Origin of the sequence: Lactobacillus jensenii DSM 20557 (assembly GCF_001436455.1) — a bacterium.
Taxonomy (GTDB): Bacteria; Bacillota; Bacilli; order Lactobacillales; family Lactobacillaceae; genus Lactobacillus; species Lactobacillus jensenii.
In genome coordinates, this window is sequence record NZ_AYYU01000014.1 from 1091 (window position 1) to 21167 (window position 20077).

Genomic DNA, 20077 nt, shown 5'->3' on the forward strand with positions numbered 1-20077 from the left:
CTTGCTCTTGTCAGTAGTTTGACCGTCTAAATCTGCTTTAGCCTTTTGTAATTCATCATTTGCAGATTTATATTCAGCTTCTGTAGTTTCAGAATTATCTAGAGCTTTTTTTGCATTATCCAAAGCTTTTTGGAAGGCTTGCTTTTTCTCTTCGCTAGCATTGTAGTATTTTGGATCCAGAGTACTACCATCTTGCAAGGATTTACCACTATTGTAATTATTTTCTAATTCTTGTCTTGCTTTTTCTCTTGCATCCCCATTTAAAGCAGCTCTCTTTGTAGCTTCATCTGTAATTAAATTATTTACATCATCAGTAGTTAAATCATCGCCAGATGGAGCAACAGTTTCATGAATCTTATCTGCAGTTTCTTTATAAGCTTGCTTCTTATCTGAATCTGCATTTGAGTAGTTAGAAGTAGTTTCAATTTTATCTGATAAGTTTGAAACTTCTTTTAATTCACCCATCTTTTCATTTAAACCAGAATTAATTTTATCAGCATTATTAACTTCATCTTCTGATTTAGCAGAATCAATTCTCTTTTTAGCAGTTTCTTTTTGCTTATCATTCAGATTAGTATAGTTCTTATCAACAGCATCTTTGGCTTTTTGCTTAGCATCATCAAGACTGGAGTTACCGTTCAAAGCGTCATATGCATCATCAACAGCTTGTTTGATTCGTGCCACTTCTGCTGGATCTTTATCAGCACCTACACTGGTTCCAGTTTCTTTGTTAAGAAGCTTTTGTGCTTCTTCTACTGCCTTGTCATATGCTTGCTTCTTATCTAAATCTGCATTGAGATATGGATCTTGTGTCTTATCAGCTGCTAACTTAGTATCTTCTGATAGATCTTTCATATTTGTATCAGTAGATACTGCATTATTCTTTGCAGTAGTTATTTCGTCAACTGTATTTGCGCTATCAATTGCATCCTTAGCACTTTGCTTTTGGGCATTATTTAAATAAGTTAAATTATCAACTGCAGCTTTAGCACTTTGTTTAATTGAAGTGATAGTTTCACCAGATACTGTTACAGGAACTGGAATACTATCCATTCCATCATTAGTTGTAATAACAGAAACTTGTTTTCCTGGTTCAATTACTTCATCAGTCTTAATGCTAAATGTACCATCATCACTAACTTTACCAGTACCAATTACCTTACCAGCATCATTCTTAACAGTTACTACTTCGCCAGCTTTTCCCTTACCAGCAACAATAGTACTATCTGAGTTGCCATCAGGTAATGTTTTAGCCGTTACTTCAGTTGGGTTTGTTGGTTCAGTTTTAGCAGTCACAACAGCTTCAGTGGGTTCACTTTCAGCGTCATCTTTGGTTACAACAACTTGAATCCTTTCATTTTCAGCAATTGGCTTATTGGTTGTAATAGTAAATGTGCCATCTTCGCCAACTACACCTGTACCAATTTCATTACCTGAACTATCCTTCACTGTCACAGTTTCACCAGCTGCAGCTTTACCAGTAACAGTTGTTGAATTATTAGTACCATCACTAGCTTTGATTGTTACAGCTGTAACAGCTGTTGGAGAGGCAGGTTGAATTAAAGGATTGCCCTTTTGGAAGTTATTTTGTTCAACAGTCGCTTCAACGGCATCACTTGATTCACCACCTTTTGTTGCTTCAACTGAAACTTTTGTTGCTTCAACTGAAACTTTTGTTGCTTCTGCAAGTGGACTAGTAGTTTTTATTTCAAAGTTACCAGCATCATTAGCAACACCAGTGCCGATTTCATTACCCAAATTATCCTTAATTGTAACAGTGGCACCTGGGGTTGCCTTACCAGTGATGATAGTTTCTTGACTCTTGGTCTTATCATCAGTTCTGGTTTCAGCCTTAATGTTGGTTGGATTTGGTAATTTAATCTTTTCACCAATTGCATATACAGTGGTGTCAGTATCAAAGATTGTATCTGCAGTAACTACAGTTCCTTTACCATCAGCTTGAGTATTCCATTCTTTAAATGAATAGCCAGTCTTCATCGTTGGTGTTGGCAAAGTTAAACTATCTTTATTAAAACTTGAGTCCTTTTCTACTTTAATATCTTGATTTTCATCATCACTAACACCATTCATATTGAAAGTAACTGTAACTTGCTTTCCTTTAACAATAATTTCATTAGAAAATTGTTCAGTTGGAAAGGCTTGTTGCAAAATTGTATCTTTATCAGTAAGAGACTTATTAGTTCTCGGAGTAACATATCCAATAACGAGTTTGTCTCCCTTATTCAAAGTGAATTTTGATAATGTAAAACTACCATTTTGATCAACAGCTGAAGTAGTGTAAGCAATTAATGTTTTCTTACCAGTATCATCAACTTTATATAAGTTAACAGTTCTTGGTTGCATAACTTCATTATGATAGTTGTGGTTACCTAACTGTCCTGAGATAGTTGTAGTATCTACATCAATACTTAGCTGATTACCATTAGCATCAGTCCAATTAAACGGAGCAACGCCTGGGTCACGGCCTTCACGTAATTCTTGTCCATCACTAATACCATCACCATCTGTATCGTAAACTGATGGATTCATACCATAAGAATTATCAATTTCTGTAATATCTAGGACACCATCTCTGTCACTATCAACTGCAGAAATAAATGTACCAGCACGAGTGTACCTTAAGAGTAATCCAGAAAAATCAGTTGGTTTAGTTGGAAATTCTAAATGAATATAACTTGCAACTTTAGTTGCAACATCAAGATATTTAAGTAAGTCATCTCTTGCTCCATTATCCCAAGCCCACTTTGCTGTATTATCTAGTTGCTTACAATCAGCTGCATTTACCAAAGACTTAGCAATAGATATGTTAGTAAAAGTTGGAGATTCAAGTGCTAATTTAACAGCTTCATATGGATTGTTTTCAGTTGCAGATATTTTTTTATCTTCAAAAGATAAATAAGTTGTTGGATTATCTTGTTTTTGCTTAATTAATTTATCAAGAATTGTCTTAAATGTACTTAAATCATAAGTTTGATTATTATACTTATCTCCAGTTGTATAAGTTTTGGTTGATAAGCTATTTGTTACTGTATCTAACGAATGAAATGCAGTAGCATAATCAGTCGTGTCATAGATACCAAATTGGAAATCAAACTTTTGTGATTCAGAAGTTAATGCATCAGCGAAAGACTTGCCATTTTTTAAGTAGAAAGTCACATTGAAGTCTTGACGATTTGATAAAGAAGATAAGAAACCTAAACTACCACCGATGTCATTAATATATAATTCACCAGTTCGATACTTTAGGGTATTATTAGCTAAAGTGTATGTTTTATTACTAATTTTGACCTTATCAATAAGCTTTAGTAAGTTGTCATTTCCTCTAATTCTAAGAGTTAAGTTACTCTTATCGCCTAGTAATGATCCATTAACACGATAACGAGTATTCACAGTTTTATTAGAATAATCGACACTCATATTGTCTAAAATAGGACCGTCATTATTTACAATATCTAATGATTTAAAGAAGTTATTACTACTAAAAGTTGTAGTTTCATTATCATTAAGGATAAGATTTTTACTAAAATCAGAAACCATGTCATGACCACTACTGTATCTTGCCCACATTGTAAAAGATAAAGGCTTAGATAAGATTGAATTTGGTGTATCAGCCTTCAAGTAGATTTTGTAAGTACTTGATGTTGAACCCGCTAAGGCTGCTCTAATTGGACCATTTTGGGTAGTTAAAACACCACTAGTCCAAACATTGGTTGCGCCAGGTACTTCATTAGAGGTATCTTTAGTTGCTTCACCATCTGACAAAAGTGCTCTTGAAAAGACAATCTTATCAATATATGGGGCCAAAGCTGGGTCAATTTGATAGAACATCTTGGCATTATTTAAATCAAGATAAGCTTCAGATAATAATCCCAAAGCAAGATTCAATTCAATGTATGATTCATGCTTGGCATCATCATATTTAAAACCGCGATTAGCTAATGAAACATCAAATGGGGTATAAGCATTGCGCTCATTAGCTAATGGCTTAGTATTTGAGTGTACAATTGGACTAATAACAGTTTTCTCACTTTGTGAACCATCTACTTCTGCTTGAACAGAGTAATTATCCTTTTCACTTACAGCATTAGTAAGATTGAAAGTAAACCCACCTTCTGCATCTGCTGAAGTAGTCTGAACTTGATTATCCCCCTTATATAAAACCACTTGAGCATTAGCTCTAGTTTTACCTTTAATGGCTGTATCTCCAACAAAAACTTCACTTACTGTTGGTTTAGAGATAAAAATTGAGGTGCTTTGACTTTTATCTTCATGTGCAACAGTTGAATTAGATGCTGAAGAACTTGCAAATACTGCTCTAGCACTTGATTGTGATTGACTTGCTTCAGCACTGCTTACCTCAGCAGCGTATACATTTTTAGAATTTAGTTCTACTGCACTTAAAAAAATTACCGCACCTATAACAAAAGATGCAGCTCCACCCTTTTTCATTTTTCTAAGTGAATAACGTAGTCTTTTATCTTTTTCTCCCATAAAAAATATACAATCCTTTCTAAAACTAAAAACATTTCTATGTTTCTAGTTTAGCAAGATTAAGGAAAATCATTTTTTATAGCATGGTGGCTACCCCCCCCTATACCACGCTAATGTAAGCGTGTTACATAAGAGGTGCTTATATTACTCCGGTTTGTACTTATATATATTAGATAATATATTTTATGAATATTATCTGATTTTGTATTTTACAAATAGTTGTTTTTTTGAGTTTTAAAGTTGTGGGGGTTATTTTACATAAATTTTATACTATAAAAAATGAGAAGAGCTATTTAAATATAAAGGGAATTATTTTTGCGATACTATATCAAACTAAAAAAATCATGTACCTCCGATTGATACATGATTTTTTAGTTTTTATAATCTGCTCTATATTATTAGTTGCTAAAGGTCAGTTACCAACTTAAAAACTTTCTGCTTTTGTCCTGTTAAATAATTAACAATATTTTCTGTGGATATTCTTTGTAAATCTTCTAATGAAGAAGTTGAATAAAATGCTACATGTGGAGTTATCAGGACATTTGATCTACCAACCAATTGGTTTTTCTCTAAATCTGGTGTTTCATCGCTTAAGACATCGAGTGCCGCACCCTTTAGCAATTTCTCATCTAAAGCTTGGAGTAAATCTCTTTCGACCACACATGCTCCACGTCCCATATTAATTAAATAAGGCTTTTTCTCCATTAATTTAAAGGCATCATAATTAAAATATGAATGGTTTGTTTCGTTTAAGTTCATATTATTGGTAATGATGTCTGCATTAGCAAAAAGTTCTTCTTTAGTAACAAGTTCAACATCTTCTAATTTATTATTAGTAAATGGATCAGTGGCGATAACCTTCATTCCTAATGCTTTTGCCTTTTGAGCAACACGAGTCCCAATTTTTCCAAATCCGCAGATTCCTATTGTTAAATCAGCTATTCTTGGATTAGGATTTACATAATCGTATCTCCACTGCTTGTTTTTATCAATATCATAAATATATGATTTTAAATTTTTCACCATTGCCAAACTAGTAGTAATAGTAAATTCAGCAACATCTTCAGTACAATATTCTCCTACAGGACACACACCAATCTTTCGTTTATTTGCTTCTTCTAAATCAACATTATCATATCCTGTTGCATTAATAGATATTACTTTCAATTTGGGAGCATGATCCATAACTTCAGAATCAATTTTTGTAAAAGCAGTTAAAATAGCATCAGCATCCCTAATTACCCTAAAAAATTCTTCACGTTTATTATCACTATATTCAAAAATCACTATATTTGTATCACTACCTAAACCAGAAATTAAAATTTTCTTTTCTAATTCATGAGTTGGCATCATTGAGTCAGGGTAATCTGCAATTACAATCTTCATTTAAGCTCCTCCTTTTATCAACTTCTTTGAACAGGATAAGTCATACAGTGTGGTCCGCCTCCTGCTTTAAGAATCTGTTCCAAAGGTAATTTAATTACTTCTACACCTGCTGCTTCTAACTTTTCATTTACGGAGACATTATTTGCAATCCCTAAAACCTTATTTTTGCCAAGTGCTTGAACGTTGCAACCATGTTTAGCAATCAATTCTTCTGGTACATCAATAATATTAAAACCACGCCTCTCAAGCATTCTTAAGAACCAAAATGGTAATACACTTTTAGTTGCTAAACATACTTTAGGTGCAACAATATTGAAACACATATCTAAATGTAGATGTTCTGGAGCAACTGGGACACCAACAACTGTATATCCGAATTTTTGAAGTTGTTCTCTTAAATTATCAACACCCGCTTGATCAGTACGATCTACTAATCCAAATGCTAGAGTATGTTCATCAATCATCCAGAAATCTCCACCCTCAAAACAGCCAGCATTACATCTAGCCACAATTGGTATACCTAGTTCTTTCAATTTTGCTTCATAAACGGCTGTTTCTTTTTGGCGAGCTGGATGTCTAAATTTACCAATGATTGCACCTTCTTTAATCATTGCTCCGAAGTCACGAGCAAATGTTTGAACCTCTAATTCAGGCTGGGGCTCCATTTCGACAACTTCTACTCCATTTTCTTTATAAGCATCAATTAGAGTTTGCCATTCTTTAACCATTAACTCATTATGTTCTTTTTCTCCTTTTTCCATCCAAGATTTTGTAATTTCGTTAATTCCATTAAATTTATAAAATTTTGGTGAACAGACTATAACCTTTTTCAATTCATTAGTAGCATTGCGGACATAAACTTTTTCTGTCATTTTATTTCTCCTTATTAAATTACAAATACAGAAACAACCAATAATAAAATCAACATAGCTAAATAGCCTAATGTATATTTCCAACTTGCTTTCAGCCATGCCCCATAGGTAACATGTACTGCTTGAGTACAGGTCATAACAATAATTGAAGTTGGTGCTATCAATTTAACAAATCCCAGAGCAAAATTATAAATTACAACCATATTAGCTGCAGAAATACCTGCAAACATGCCTAATGGTGCCATAATTGAAATAGTAGCAGCAGCTAAGCCTGTCGAACTTGGTATAAAAGTGGCTAATAGAATGTAAACCAAGAAACAAACCAAAATAAAAATTATTGGTGGCAATGTACCTAATGTTTTTTGAGTAGAATTTAAAATTGTATCGGTTATATTACCTTCTGTCATTAAAACTTGGATACCTCTAGCAAGAGGAACTATAAAAGCAGTTGATACTAAACTTGCTGCACCTCTAATAAAAATCTGAATTATTTTGTCAATATCATATCCCATTACAAGACCTGATAATATAGTCATAACAATAAGTAACCCATTAATTTTATTAAAGTACCAATTACCAAATGGAACCAAATTATGACCTAAAATTGTTCCAGTAATTAAATTATTATTCAGCCATTTAGTTGCATTAACAAAAAATGTCCAGTTTTTATTTAGAGAAGTCCATGGTACTAATGAAACTATCATTATCAAGAAAGTTAAAATAAAAATGATAAAGATTTTTCTTTGTTTACTATCAAGCTTTTGCTTGCCAGCATCAGATTTAGCAAATTCTTCTAAATCTTCCTTTTTTCTAAAAAATTGAACTGATTTTTCGGGATTATTCTTGATACTTTTAGCATATAGACAGATCATAGCTGAACAAAGTGTCATTAAAATGATAAAGGTAATCGCTCTAAATATTATCCCCTCACCTGGGCTAATCCCAGCCAGCCCTGACGCAATACCAGTTGAAAAAGGATTTACAATTGAAGCAGCACAGCCTGCTTGAGTACCGAAAATTACAATCATCAGAGCTACTATCGTATCTAATCCAAGAGATAGTATTATTGGTAAAAACATTAACAGATAAACAAAGCCTTCTTCATAGGCTCCTTGTACTGTTCCAAAGATCCCCATTAAAAAAGTTAAAACAGTAATTAAAACGTAGTAATTTTTTTGATATTTTTTTGCTACGTTTTTCAAAGCTATATTAATTGCACCTGTAGCATCCATCATTTCAAGAAAACTACCAAATAACATTACGTTTAAAGAAATTGTAATTGCTCCTGAAACTTTTTCGTTTCCAACCATTCCAATAATTGGAGCCATCACAATATCCCAAAAACCTTGCCGATTTGTAGCTACACTGTGATAAGAATTTGCAATAACTTTTCCTGCTTTATCATAAGAATAGGAGCCACTTGGAATTATCCATGTTAAAATTGCCACTAACACTAACACGTAAAAGATAATCACATAGGTATTGGGTGCTTTAAATTTCCTTTTCTTTTTCATTAGCCCCACCACTTTCTGGATGAATCTAATCTGCTACTGCAGCAAGAATAGCCTTAATTGAATGCATTCTGTTTTCACCTTCATCAAAGATTACTGATTGATCACATTCCATTACTTCGTCTGTTACTTCTTCACCACGGTGTGCAGGTAAACAATGCATAAAAATAGCATCTGATTTAGCCTTTTTTAATTGTTCCATGGTAATTTGATATGGCTTAAATGCTTCTTTAAGATGAGTTATTTTTTCCTCGGACTGACCCATACTATATTGCGACATTCCATATACAATATCTGCACCTGATAATGCTTTATCAAAATCAGATGTGATTTCAATTTTTGCACCTGACAACTTAGCTCTTCTTTTAGCTTCTGCTATCATTTTTTCATCAGGTTCAATGCCCTCTGGACATGCAATTGATAGGTCAATCCCCAAAGTTGCACAAAAAATCATCGTAGTATAGGCAACATTATAAATATTACCTGCATAGCAGATTTTTAATCCTTGATAATGTCCTTTTTTCTCTTTAATCGTCATCAAATCTGCAATTCCTTGAGTAGGATGCTCTAGTGCTGTTAATCCATTAATTACTGGATTTTGCATCCATTTTGCACATTCTTCAACGATTTCATGGCCAAAGGTTCTAATAAACAATCCATCAAAATATCTATCAAGAATTCTCGCCGTATCTTTTAAAGGTTCTCCACGTGTCATTTGCATTTCGTCTGGCCGCAAATAAACAACTTTTACTCCTAAATCAGCAGCTGCACGTTCAAAAGCATTCCTTGTTCTTGTACTATTTTTTTCAAACAAGGCAGCCCATACCTGTCCCTTTAAATATTCATGTGGTTCTCTAATAGTCCACTTTTTCTTAAAGTCTAGACTCAAATCGGTAATGAACTCTATCTCTTCACGATCCATGTCCTTAAAAGCTAAAAAATCTTTTCCTTTAAAACGATTTCTCATAATTCCACTCCTTTTCTGTGAAACTTTTATCTTCACTGAAAAGTGTAAATTATTTCTATGAGGAAATTAATTATGATAACATACAAAAAGAAAGCGCTTAATATGTGTGGTTATACAAGGAATTATTTATGGAAAATAAAATTAGACTCAAAGATTTAGTCACTAGTAATGTATTTAATAATTATTGCTTAGCAACACCCAAATTATCGTTAGATAAAGAAATTGAATCTGTAACTATTATGGACGTTAAAGGAATTGAAAAATGGGTCCACAAAGATGAGCTCTTAATTATTGGAGATTTTGCCAGAACTGAAATTGACATAGAATTTATAGAATCATTACACCAAAAAGATATTGCAGGTATAATTACCAAAAAGAAATATAAGAAATACATAACTTCCGACAATATTGACCTTTTTACCTTTTATAAAATACCGATTATATTAATCGATGACTTTCATCCCTGGAGTGATGTTATTATTTCATTAAAAGAAATAACTATTACGCATCGAACACAGCTTCTAAAAGAAAATGAAAAATTCTATCAAGAACTAATCAGTTATGTTTCAACCCATTCAACTGAAACTAGTCTCTGCAATCTTGTTTATAAAAAAATTCAACTTTCATCTGCAATTGTAGATAAAAACATGTGCATTTTAGATTTTTCAAATGATTGGGCTTGGAATGAATACTTTGAAAAGTTTTCTGCTAAAAATATAGTATCAATAGAGCCTTTAGGTCACGATTTATCTGGAAAAACCGTGACTGGCTTTGTATTTAAGAGTAAATTTTTAGAACAATTAGATTTTTCATTATATTTCTTACCAATATTTGAAGACGGAAAGTTAGAATCTTATTTTGTATTTAGAAGCAAACATTTTTCAGAAGGAATACCTCCTGAGTTGTTTTCGAAATGTCAAAATATAAAATCTATTTTCTATTTAAAACACAGCCTAATTAAAAAAATTGAAACAAACAATATCTTTCTACAAAATAGTGTTTTTGAGGAATTAATAAAACTTTCGTCTCCCTCTCAAACTGTCCTTGAAAAATCCAGTTTAACTCTTGGACAACGAATTAATACTAATTATTTAGCTGTCGTTATAAGCTCCAATTTTAAGGTAACTGATTATTCTCAGCCAGAAAGAGAATTTATTAAATTCTACTACGAAATTAATAAATTTAAAGAGGTGTTTTTTAATCCATTGGTATTTATTAAGGATTATCATTGGATTGTTCTATTCTCAACTAATAAAAATATAGACAAGAATGTTGAACAAATCGCTAATATCCTCAAAGATAAATTGCATATTTTTGAATTCTATATTGGAATTAGTTCATATCACAAATATTGGAATCTGAATACAGCTTGGCAAGAAGCCCTAGCAGCAATTCAATTTGCTAAATCTAGCAACTCTTCTAAAAATATTCAAGCATATCAACAAATAGGTATTTTTAAATTATTTACTAATAATAAAGGAGATATTAATTATTTGTTTTTGAATCATATGTATAAGCACTTTATATTTCCGCTAGTAACATACGATAAAAAACACGATACTCATCTTGTTCAAACTCTGTCTATATTCTTTTCTAACAAATTTTCCTACACTCAAACTAGCAAGCAGCTGTTTATTCATATTAATACCTTACGTGCCCGACTAAAAAAGATAGAAGAATTGATAAATGTAGATTTTAAAAATACAGATAACTTAATGAATTTATATATCGCTATCAGGGCCTACCAATCTGAAAAATTAATAAATAAAGATTAATATACAAAAAGGAGCTGATTTTTTATCTGCTCCTTTTATACATATTTTAGATTTCTTTACCTACACTACTACTTTTTGCTTTATCAACAATTTGTCCAGCAACATATACATCTAATGCAGCTGTTCCAACAGTTTCAAAAATTGATATCTCTTCTTTTGTTATTCTGCCACTGATTTCCCCACTAACGAGTTGTCCAAGATCACCATTAACAATACTTTTATCAATTAACCCTTTTTCTAGTGGTTGCAAAAAGTCTCCAGATTCACTCCACACTCCATCTAAAGTATCAAAAATAATAGTTTTAGCTTTAGGTAAAATAGCACTTGGCAATTCACACATTTCTGGAGTATATGCTCCAACAGCATTAATATGCGCACCGTTTTTTACCCAATTTGCATCAAAAGTTGATCGTTTAGAAGTAGTCACAGTTGTAATCACGTCCGCACCTGTAACCGTTTCTTCCGCACTTTTGCATGGAATCATTTTGACTTGTGGAAAATGGTCTTTCATATCTTCAGCAAACTTACTTGCTCTTTCAAAATCAATATCAAAAATACGCACTTCTTTGATAGGTCTGACAGTTAATACCGCTTCTAATTGCGCAGCTCCTTGTCCACCAGTTCCAATCAATGCCATAATTGAGGAATCTTTATTTGACATTAATTCTGTTGCAGCACCAGAAATTGCCCCAGTTCTTAATTGTGTAAGATATGTACCATCAAGCATTGCAGATACAACACCAGTTTCTGGATTAAGTACAATCATTGTAGCTGGAACACTTGGTAACCCCTTAGTTATATTATCTGGATATACAGATACAATTTTTATTCCTGCAGCTGCACTTTCTCCTCCAACGAAGCCTGGCATATACAAATTTTGACCATTTTTTTCTGGAATATTGATATTCGTTCTAAGAGGAATCGAAGTTTTTCCTTTTGAATAAAGTTCTAAAGCCTTTTTATCGGCTTCAATTGCATCTCTCATTGAAAAACATTTTTGAATATCATCTTTTGTTAAATATAACATTTTAATCCTCTTCTTTCTTTGCCATCATCATAGAAATTGCACTATATAGCAAGACAATGACAACCAACCACTTTAGCATATATGTATCAAGAGATTTAACCAAAAATACTGCTGCTAAAACTCCTAATACACCAAAAGTAGAAGTGAATAGTGTAATCTTGCGACTATAATCACCAAATTTTACAAATTGCGCTGAACCAATAGGTACTGAAAATGTACATGCACCCATCATAATTGGAAACGCAGCTACAGGATTAAGTCCTAAAAGATATACAGTCACCATTGTTAATGCATAAGATCCAATACCGATATTATTAAGCGCACCATATATAAAAAGTAAAAAGCCGGCTAAAATTAGCTTTCCACCTGTTAAACCAGTTGCAGTTCCATTTGAAGGAATCATATTAAGTTGACCAGCAACAATTAAGACAGCTGCAATAATCAAGCCAATACTAATAAATTGCTTGATGACCTTTTCAGGAAGTTTTACTACGAAATATGGTCCGATATAAGCACCTATAACCTGGCAAACAATACAAACAATTAAAGTTTTGATATCTACAGTAATTGCAGTAATATAACTCAAAGCCATAACTGCAACAGGAATTACGCATTCTGTATTTAAAGTACCTGGTAATTTTTTAATTGAAACCCAATTTAATTTTGGATAAAGCACTGTTCCTATTGCAAAATCTGAAATCCCAAAAGTAGATAAGAAAAACATAATGAAAGACGTAAACGGCAAAATACGACCATCTGCTTTTTCTTGCTTAAGTTTCTTCTTGTTTTTGTTAATATCTAGCAAAAACATCACTAAAAAATATGCATTTATTGCTACAATTAACAATAATAAAATATTCTTCATCATTTTTACCACCTCACTAACTATGTGTACATGATAATTTTATTTCTGATTTGTAAGCGATTGCAAGAAATATACAGATTTTGATAATCAAAAAATTATTTAATATTTAATTTCCTGCCTGTGCAACAACTACTGCATCATTCATCTTTACAAATGGAATGTAAATTAATACACCTAACACTACAACTATTAATTGAACAATTACAGCTCTCCAATCTCCTGCAGTTGCTAAAAATGATGATAAAAATACAGGTGTCGTCCAAGGAACTTGAATTACACAGGGGCTCATCAATCCTAAAGTAGTTGCGGTATATGAAATCAATATCCCTAAAGATGGAATCAATACAAATGGAATTGCCATAGAAATGTTATAAACAATTGGATATCCAAAGATAACAGGCTCGTTAATGTTAAAAATACCAGGTGCAACTGCAAGTTTCCCTACAGTTCTTGCTGCCTTATTCTTAGAAACTAAAAATACTGCAATTAATAAGCATAATGTACACCCAGATCCACCAATTAAGCCAAAACTTTGAACTAATGATACATTAATAATATTTGGAATTGCCTTGTGAGCTTGGTATGCAACAATATTTTGCGTAATATTAACGATTAATAATGGCTCAAGAATTGAAGAGTAAATAACTGCTTGGTGAATACCAAATAACCAAAGTAAGTTTCCCAATGAATAAAGTAAAATAGTTCCCCAAAGGCTTGTTCCTACATGGCGAAGTGGCTCTTGGATAAATGTAGTAATAAGATTAATTAAGTTCATCCCTGCCATATTATTTAGCATTGCAGAAATAACAGCAAAAAATGAAATTACAATCAGTATAGGAATTAGTACATCAAATGATTGACCAACTGCTGGTGGAATATTTTGTCCTAAATTAATATGTAACGCCTTTATTTGCGACAACTTTACAAACATTTCTGTTGCAAGAAGTCCAACAATTACTCCAGAAAACATTGCCCCTGTTCCTAAGTTACTAAATGGCATTACTGCTGATACTGACACAGCTTTTTTAGCAACATCTGGAATAACTTGAACTGTATTCGGCATCATAACTATTAAGGTAGCAATTGATACCATTGCACTTGCAAGAGGATTAGTAAACTTTCTATTCTTGGCAAGTTGATAGCCTATTAATCCTGCAATTAAAATACCTGAAATATTTAAAGTACCATTGGTAATCACTACACCCCAATATTGAATTCGTTCTAATGCCTTACCTTTAAAAATCCAAGTAAAAACAGTATTGTTTAAAAGAACTGCAAGTCCTGCCAGAATATATAGGGGCATGATTGTTGCAAAAGCATCACGTAAACTTCTCAAATGAATTTGATTACCAAGCTTAACAGCAAATTTGGTAAAGCCTTGCATTAATTTGGAATTTTGCATTGAATTATTCATTTTTCTTCTCCTTAAATGAATTTTGCATCAGTTTTAATTACATTTTGTAGCCAATAAAATGATTTCTTAGGAATTCGTTTCATATCTTTTAAATCGTGATTCGACCGATTGACATAAACCACTCCATAGCGCTTATCCATATTTCCTGATGAGCTTAAAATATCAATCAATCCCCAACCTAAATATCCTAAAACTTCAACTCCGTCTTCTTTTTGGGCTTTTTTCAATTCATTAATATGTTCTCTCATATAATCAATACGTAATTGATCATCTATCTGATGAAGTCCATCCCAGTGTTCTAGTAAACCTATTCCATTCTCTATTGGGAAAACAGGTACTCGATATCGATAATATATATCATCCATTACCTTTCTAAAGCCCTGTGGGTCAATATTCCAATCCCAATAATTGCTTCTAGTATATTTATTCCTTGTCTTACCATATTTAAGATAATAATTAGGAGCACAATCTACTGGTACCTTACTTGCATCAATCACATCCGTTCGATAATAACTAAACGCTATAAAATCACTCTTCATCTTCTTGATTTCTGCTAACTCATCTTTTTCAATATCTAAATGAAGATGGTACCTTTTTACAAAGCTAATTACTGCTGGTGAGTAACTTCCTCTTACAAATGCATCTAGTAAAGAATTATTCACAAATTCATTAAATCTAGCTACTAGCAATTGATCAGACGGATTACATGTAGATGGATATGTTGCAGCATATGCAAGCATCCCACCAATCTTATTATTAGAAGTATCATGTAAATAATTAGCTAAACATGCGTGAGCGTACATGATATTATGAGAAATTTGATATATATCTTCGATTGTCTCTTTACGTCCTAAGTCAATTCCTACTGCATAATGAGTAGCTCCTGGTTGAAAGTATAAATTTTGTTCATTAAAGGTAATCCAGTATTTGACCTTATCTTTAAAATGATCAATGATAATTTTTCCAAACCTAATAAAATCATCAACAACCTTCTTATTTAAGAATCCACCTTCATTAGCTAGCTTTAAAGGCATATCAAAATGATATAAACAAATCATTGGCTCAATACCTCTGTCAAGTAGGCCTTGTACTAACTGATCATAGAATTCCAATCCCTTGCTATTGAGATTGCCATCTCCATCATGCATCACTCTCGACCAAGAAACTTGAAAACGATACATATTTAAGCCAAGATCCTTCATCAGATCTAAATCTTCTGATAAGTTGTGATAATTGTCATTTGCTACTTTCCAATCACTACTTGATTCAGTTGCCGTCCGAATATCATAAACGGATTTAGATTTTCCATCTTCATTCCATCCACCTTCAGTTTGCATACTTGAAGTTGAATTTCCCCAAAAGAATTTTTCCATTTTTACCCCTCCTTGTAAGCGCTATATTCATTTTTAATTATAGATAGTTACAAATTACAGACAAGGCGCTACAATTCATATGTAAACTTTTATATTTACATATGAAAATAGGTATATTTATGAAAAAGTATGAACAAATTGCTACTGAAATAGAACGAAAAATCATTTCTGGTGAATATAAAGATTTTTTGCCTAAACAAATAGAATTAGCCAAAGAGTATGACACAAGTAGAGTTACCATTTCACGCGCATTCAATCTATTAAAAGACCGAGAAATCATCGATCCAATTAAAGGTCACTGGACAAAAATCAAATCTAAAAATATATCTAAACTTCTTATAGATTCTGATGCCAATAAAACTAATGGCTTTACCAATCATTCATTAGGTGGTGGTATCGTCACAAGCCATATCATCGCCTTTGATCAACGAATGCCGACTGATGAAGAATGCCAAGTTCTAAGACTAGCTAAAGATGACCTAGTTTACGATATTATCAGACAAAGATTGTTAAATGGTATTCCAGCTAAACTAGAATATACTATTATGCCAGTTAAAGTTATTCCAGGTATTACAGATGATATTTTACATAAATCAATTTATGGTTATATAAAGGAACACTTACATTTAAACTTTGGTAAGGCTAACAGAATAATTACTGCCGAAAAACCAGATGCTTACGATATAAAATATTTAGATTGTTCAAAAGATGATCCTGTTTTATGTGTAAGACAAATAAAATTTTTGGATGACAATACTCCATTTGAATACTCAGAAACACGTAATAAATATAATTATGGATCTTTGATGATATATGATAGTAAATAATTACTCAGTAAAATATATTTATAGAAGCAAAAAAGATTAATTACCTATGGTAATCAATCTTTTTAATTTATATTAAATTCAAACTTAAAATTTTACTTTAACATTGAATCAACATTTTCTTTTGTTATCAAACGAACTGGTACCAAGTTATTCTTCTTGACAGTCTTTCCTTGATAATAATCATATACAGCATCTAAAGAAGTATCAGCCATCTTATCCCATTGTTGAGCAACAGTTGCAGTCATTTGACCAGATTTGATTAATTTTAATGCATCGTTAGTTCCATCAAAACCAACAATAACGATGTCTTTTTTACTTGCTTTTACTGCACGAGCAGCACCGACTGCCATTTCATCATTTTGTGAGAAAATACCTTTAACATCATGATGAGCTTGTAAAATATTTTCAGTTACTGACAAACCTTTTGCTCTATCAAATTGTGCAGTCTGTTTAGAAACGATATTCAATTTCTTGTCAGCAATTTTATCAAAGCCTTGTCCACGTTCACGAGTTGCAGATGCACCTGGTATACCTTGTAATTCTGCAATCTTTGCTTTCAACCCTAATTTTTTAATTAAATAATCGGCTGCCATTTTACCACCAGCAACATTGTCAGAAGCAACAGTTGATACTACTGTACCTCTGTCAGCACCACGGTCAATACAAATAACTGGAATTTTAGCATCATTTGCTTTTTGAATTACCGTACTAATTGCTGAAGAATCACATGGATTAACAATAATCGCATCAACTTTTTGTTGAATTAAATCTTCTACATCATTATTCTGCTTTGAAGTATCATTATTTGCATTATTAATGATAATTTTAGAACCTTTTTTATCACTATATTTTTGTAATTCATTTTTCAATGTAATAAATACAGGATTGGATAAAGTTGAAATTGAAACCCCAATCTTTAACTTGCTTGGTGCTTTTTTTACCACCTTAGATGTAGAAGAACCTGCATCACTATTTAATCCTGTGGCACCACAGCCACCTAAAAGTCCTCCACCCATTACAAGGACAGATCCAATAGTTGCTATCTTAGTAAGATTTTTAGAAATATGGTTAAAAAACATAATAATTACCTCCCTGTTTTATCCATTCTTCTTTTGGCTTTGTGAGTCAATCATTACAGCTACTAAAATTACTAAACCTTTAACAATTTGTTGATAAAAGCTGTTAATACCCAATAAGTTCATACCATTACTTAAAGTGGCAATTAGTAAAGCACCAACTAAAGTACCTTGCATTCTACCTTTACCACCCATAAGACTTGCACCACCAATAACTGCTGATGCAATTGCATCCATTTCGTAAGAAGTACCTGCATCAGGTTGAGCAGAACTTAATCTAGAAGTTAAAATTAATGCAGCTAAAGCAGCAAGAAGGCCAGATATTACATAAATTACAACAATAATCTTTTTAGTTTTAACACCTGCAACAAATGCAGCCTTTTCATTGCCACCTAGAGCAAAAGTTTTTCTACCAAAAGCAGTTTTATGCAAAAGAATATAAACTGCTGCAAAGATTAATAAAGTAATTATGACTGGAAATGGGATACCGAAGAGATAACCATTACCAATAAATTGGAAGAAGAAACTATTATTCATATTTGGACCGGTAATTGGATTACCACCAGTGAATACATAAGTAGCTCCTCTCCAAATAGTCATAGTAGCTAAAGTGGCAATAAATGCAGTTACTTTACCATAAGAAATCAAAAATCCATTTACTCCACCTAAAACTGCTCCCAAAACAAGACATACAATACATGCTAGCCATACAGGTGTCCCACTTAATATTAATGTGGCTGCTACTGCACCAGTAAAAGCTAAGACAGATCCAACTGACAAATCAATTCCACCAGTTAAAATAACAAAGGTCATACCAAAAGCTATTAAACAATTAATTGATGATTGTCTTAATAAATTCATCAAATTTGAAGGTGCAATAAATTGCGGATTCAAAAATGTTATCAGAATAACTAAAACTACTAAGGCTATTAAGGCCATATATTTAGATAAATCCAATTTTTTTCTTGCTTTATCCATTTTATTTTCCTCCAGTTGCTAATTTCATAATTTTTTCTTGATTTGCATCTTTAGCATCTACAATTCCCATTTGTTTACCTTCATATAGGACTTCTATTCTGTCACTCATACTCAATACTTCAGGTAAATCACTTGAAATCATAATTACTGCTACATGGCGATCAGTGAGTTGATTAATTAATTCATAGATTTCTTTTTTAGCCCCAACATCAACACCTCTTGTTGGTTCATCAAGAATTAATATTTTTGCTCCACTTCCTACCCATTTAGCTAAAACAACTTTTTGTTGATTACCACCAGATAAACTCCCAGCAGTAACAAATGGATTTTCAGCTTTAACTGTTAATCTCTTCATTAACATATTTACAAAACTGGTTTCTGTTTTTTCATCAATAATTCCATGCTTTTTAAAGCCTTCAATACTTGGTAAGGCAATATTATCTCGCAAAGATTGATCTAAAACCAATCCTTCTGTCTTTCTATCTTCAGTTAAAAAGCCGATTCCTAAAGCAACTGCATCACTTGGATTTTTTATATGAACTTCCTTACCATGGACCAAAACTTTGCCATCAGTAAGTTTATCTATTCCAAACAATGCTCTCATAGTTTCTGTTCTACCAGCACCCATTAGTCCTGAAAATCCTAATACTTCACCTTCATGAACTTCAAAACTAATATTTTTGAACTTTTCACCACATAAATTCTCAGCTTTCAAAGCAACTGGTCCTAACTTTGGATTACGAGCTGGATAATAATCTCCAATGTCACGTCCAACCATATCATGAACTATCTGATTCTCTGTCACATCTTTAATTTTATATGTGTTGATAGAAACTCCGTCTCTCATAACAGTTACGGTATCACAAATTTCCCATAACTCTTCCATTCTATGCGATATATAAATGAAACCTACACCTTTTGCCTTTAATTCATTAATCGTCTTAAATAAAATCTTAATTTCATTAGTAGTTAAAGCTGCAGTGGGCTCATCCATAATTATTATTTTGGCATCAGTCATTAAGGACTTGGCTATTTCTACCATTTGTTGTTGACCAACAGTTAGGTTAGAAATTTTTTGAGTAACATTAATTTGGGCACCTAAATGATTAAGATATTCTGTAGCTTGTTTAATCATGGCGCGTTGATTCATGAGTCCAAATTTTGTTTTTAATTCTTTATTTAAAAACATATTATCTACAACAGACATATCCGGGAAGTTGTTCATTTCTTGGTGAATAAAACTTATTCCAGCATGTTCAGCTTCTAATGCACTTGAATAGCTAGTTTCAGTTCCATCCACCTTGATTGAGCCATCATCTTTACTCAAAAGTCCCGTTAAAATATTCATTAATGTAGATTTACCAGCACCGTTTTCACCCATAAGAGCATGTACTTCGCCAGAATTAATAGTAAAATTAACTCCTTTTAAAACGTGATTCGAACCAAAGGCTTTTTTTATGCCAGTCATTTCAATTTTCATTATTGGTTTCACCC

At 32.4% G+C, this 20077-nt stretch carries 14 protein-coding genes; 2 read left to right on the plus strand and 12 right to left on the minus strand.

Annotation, left to right across the window (positions count from 1 at the left end; all coding sequences use genetic code 11):
- The 5 genes from FC45_RS04845 to argF form a co-directional block, all read right to left on the minus strand.
- On the minus strand, positions 1–4512 hold a 4512-nt coding region (locus FC45_RS04845), incomplete at its 3' end, for an Ig-like domain-containing protein (protein ID WP_162257468.1).
- Between the two features lie 405 nt (positions 4513–4917).
- On the minus strand, positions 4918–5898 hold the full coding sequence (locus tag FC45_RS04850) for a hydroxyacid dehydrogenase (RefSeq protein ID WP_006588182.1): 981 nt from the start codon (positions 5896–5898) through the stop codon (positions 4918–4920).
- A gap of 17 nt (positions 5899–5915) precedes the next feature.
- Entirely contained in the window at positions 5916–6770 is an 855-nt protein-coding gene (locus FC45_RS04855; RefSeq protein WP_006584648.1) for a dimethylarginine dimethylaminohydrolase family protein, read from the minus strand.
- Between the two features lie 14 nt (positions 6771–6784).
- Positions 6785–8284, minus strand: coding sequence for a YfcC family protein (locus FC45_RS04860; protein ID WP_006588181.1), 1500 nt, complete (start codon positions 8282–8284; stop codon positions 6785–6787).
- 25 nt (positions 8285–8309) lie between these two features.
- Complete coding sequence (gene argF, locus FC45_RS04865; protein ID WP_006588180.1) at positions 8310–9248, minus strand: ornithine carbamoyltransferase; 939 nt, start codon at positions 9246–9248, stop codon at positions 8310–8312.
- A gap of 128 nt (positions 9249–9376) precedes the next feature.
- Here argF and FC45_RS04870 point away from each other — a divergent pair, with 128 nt between their 5' ends.
- Entirely contained in the window at positions 9377–11023 is a 1647-nt protein-coding gene (locus tag FC45_RS04870; RefSeq protein WP_006588179.1) for a helix-turn-helix domain-containing protein, read from the plus strand.
- A gap of 46 nt (positions 11024–11069) precedes the next feature.
- Here the strand turns inward: FC45_RS04870 and FC45_RS04875 are convergent, their stop codons facing one another.
- The 4 genes from FC45_RS04875 to FC45_RS04890 form a co-directional block, all read right to left on the minus strand.
- Positions 11070–12050, minus strand: coding sequence for an ornithine cyclodeaminase family protein (locus FC45_RS04875; protein WP_006584644.1), 981 nt, complete (start codon positions 12048–12050; stop codon positions 11070–11072).
- Between the two features lies 1 nt (position 12051).
- Entirely contained in the window at positions 12052–12918 is an 867-nt protein-coding gene (locus FC45_RS04880; protein ID WP_006588178.1) for a sulfite exporter TauE/SafE family protein, read from the minus strand.
- 103 nt (positions 12919–13021) lie between these two features.
- Positions 13022–14317, minus strand: a complete 1296-nt coding sequence (locus tag FC45_RS04885) for a PTS sugar transporter subunit IIC (RefSeq protein ID WP_006588605.1) — start codon at positions 14315–14317, stop codon at positions 13022–13024.
- A gap of 23 nt (positions 14318–14340) precedes the next feature.
- Positions 14341–15702 (minus strand): glycoside hydrolase family 1 protein, encoded by a 1362-nt coding sequence (locus FC45_RS04890; protein WP_006588177.1) that lies wholly within the window; start codon positions 15700–15702, stop codon positions 14341–14343.
- A 119-nt stretch (positions 15703–15821) separates the two neighbouring features.
- On the opposite strand from FC45_RS04890, the gene FC45_RS04895 reads away from it, so the two are divergent.
- Positions 15822–16529, plus strand: a complete 708-nt coding sequence (locus tag FC45_RS04895) for a GntR family transcriptional regulator (RefSeq protein ID WP_006584641.1) — start codon at positions 15822–15824, stop codon at positions 16527–16529.
- A gap of 92 nt (positions 16530–16621) precedes the next feature.
- Here FC45_RS04895 and FC45_RS04900 read toward each other — a convergent pair whose 3' ends face one another.
- From FC45_RS04900 to FC45_RS04910, 3 genes are read right to left on the minus strand one after another with little or no spacing between them, the layout of a single operon-like run.
- Positions 16622–17608 (minus strand): ABC transporter substrate binding protein, encoded by a 987-nt coding sequence (locus FC45_RS04900; RefSeq protein WP_006588365.1) that lies wholly within the window; start codon positions 17606–17608, stop codon positions 16622–16624.
- 18 nt (positions 17609–17626) lie between these two features.
- A complete protein-coding gene (locus FC45_RS04905) occupies positions 17627–18598 on the minus strand; it encodes an ABC transporter permease (RefSeq protein WP_372459434.1) in 972 nt (323 codons plus the stop codon).
- Positions 18585–20063: a sugar ABC transporter ATP-binding protein gene (locus tag FC45_RS04910; protein ID WP_006584638.1), complete on the minus strand. Its 1479-nt coding sequence runs from the start codon at positions 20061–20063 to the stop codon at positions 18585–18587. The genes FC45_RS04905 and FC45_RS04910 overlap by 14 nt, the downstream gene beginning before the upstream one ends.
- Positions 20064–20077 lie beyond the last annotated feature (14 nt).

Coding starts and splice junctions, on each gene's coding strand:
- FC45_RS04850 (WP_006588182.1), bottom strand. CDS start 5,898: ATGAAGATTGTAATTGCAGATTACCCTGACTCAATGATGCCAACTCAT.
- FC45_RS04855 (WP_006584648.1), bottom strand. CDS start 6,770: ATGACAGAAAAAGTTTATGTCCGCAATGCTACTAATGAATTGAAAAAG.
- FC45_RS04860 (WP_006588181.1), bottom strand. CDS start 8,284: ATGAAAAAGAAAAGGAAATTTAAAGCACCCAATACCTATGTGATTATC.
- argF (WP_006588180.1), bottom strand. CDS start 9,248: ATGAGAAATCGTTTTAAAGGAAAAGATTTTTTAGCTTTTAAGGACATG.
- FC45_RS04870 (WP_006588179.1), top strand. CDS start 9,377: ATGGAAAATAAAATTAGACTCAAAGATTTAGTCACTAGTAATGTATTT.
- FC45_RS04875 (WP_006584644.1), bottom strand. CDS start 12,050: ATGTTATATTTAACAAAAGATGATATTCAAAAATGTTTTTCAATGAGA.
- FC45_RS04880 (WP_006588178.1), bottom strand. CDS start 12,918: ATGATGAAGAATATTTTATTATTGTTAATTGTAGCAATAAATGCATAT.
- FC45_RS04885 (WP_006588605.1), bottom strand. CDS start 14,317: ATGCAAAATTCCAAATTAATGCAAGGCTTTACCAAATTTGCTGTTAAG.
- FC45_RS04890 (WP_006588177.1), bottom strand. CDS start 15,702: ATGGAAAAATTCTTTTGGGGAAATTCAACTTCAAGTATGCAAACTGAA.
- FC45_RS04895 (WP_006584641.1), top strand. CDS start 15,822: ATGAAAAAGTATGAACAAATTGCTACTGAAATAGAACGAAAAATCATT.
- FC45_RS04900 (WP_006588365.1), bottom strand. CDS start 17,608: ATGTTTTTTAACCATATTTCTAAAAATCTTACTAAGATAGCAACTATT.
- FC45_RS04910 (WP_006584638.1), bottom strand. CDS start 20,063: ATGAAAATTGAAATGACTGGCATAAAAAAAGCCTTTGGTTCGAATCAC.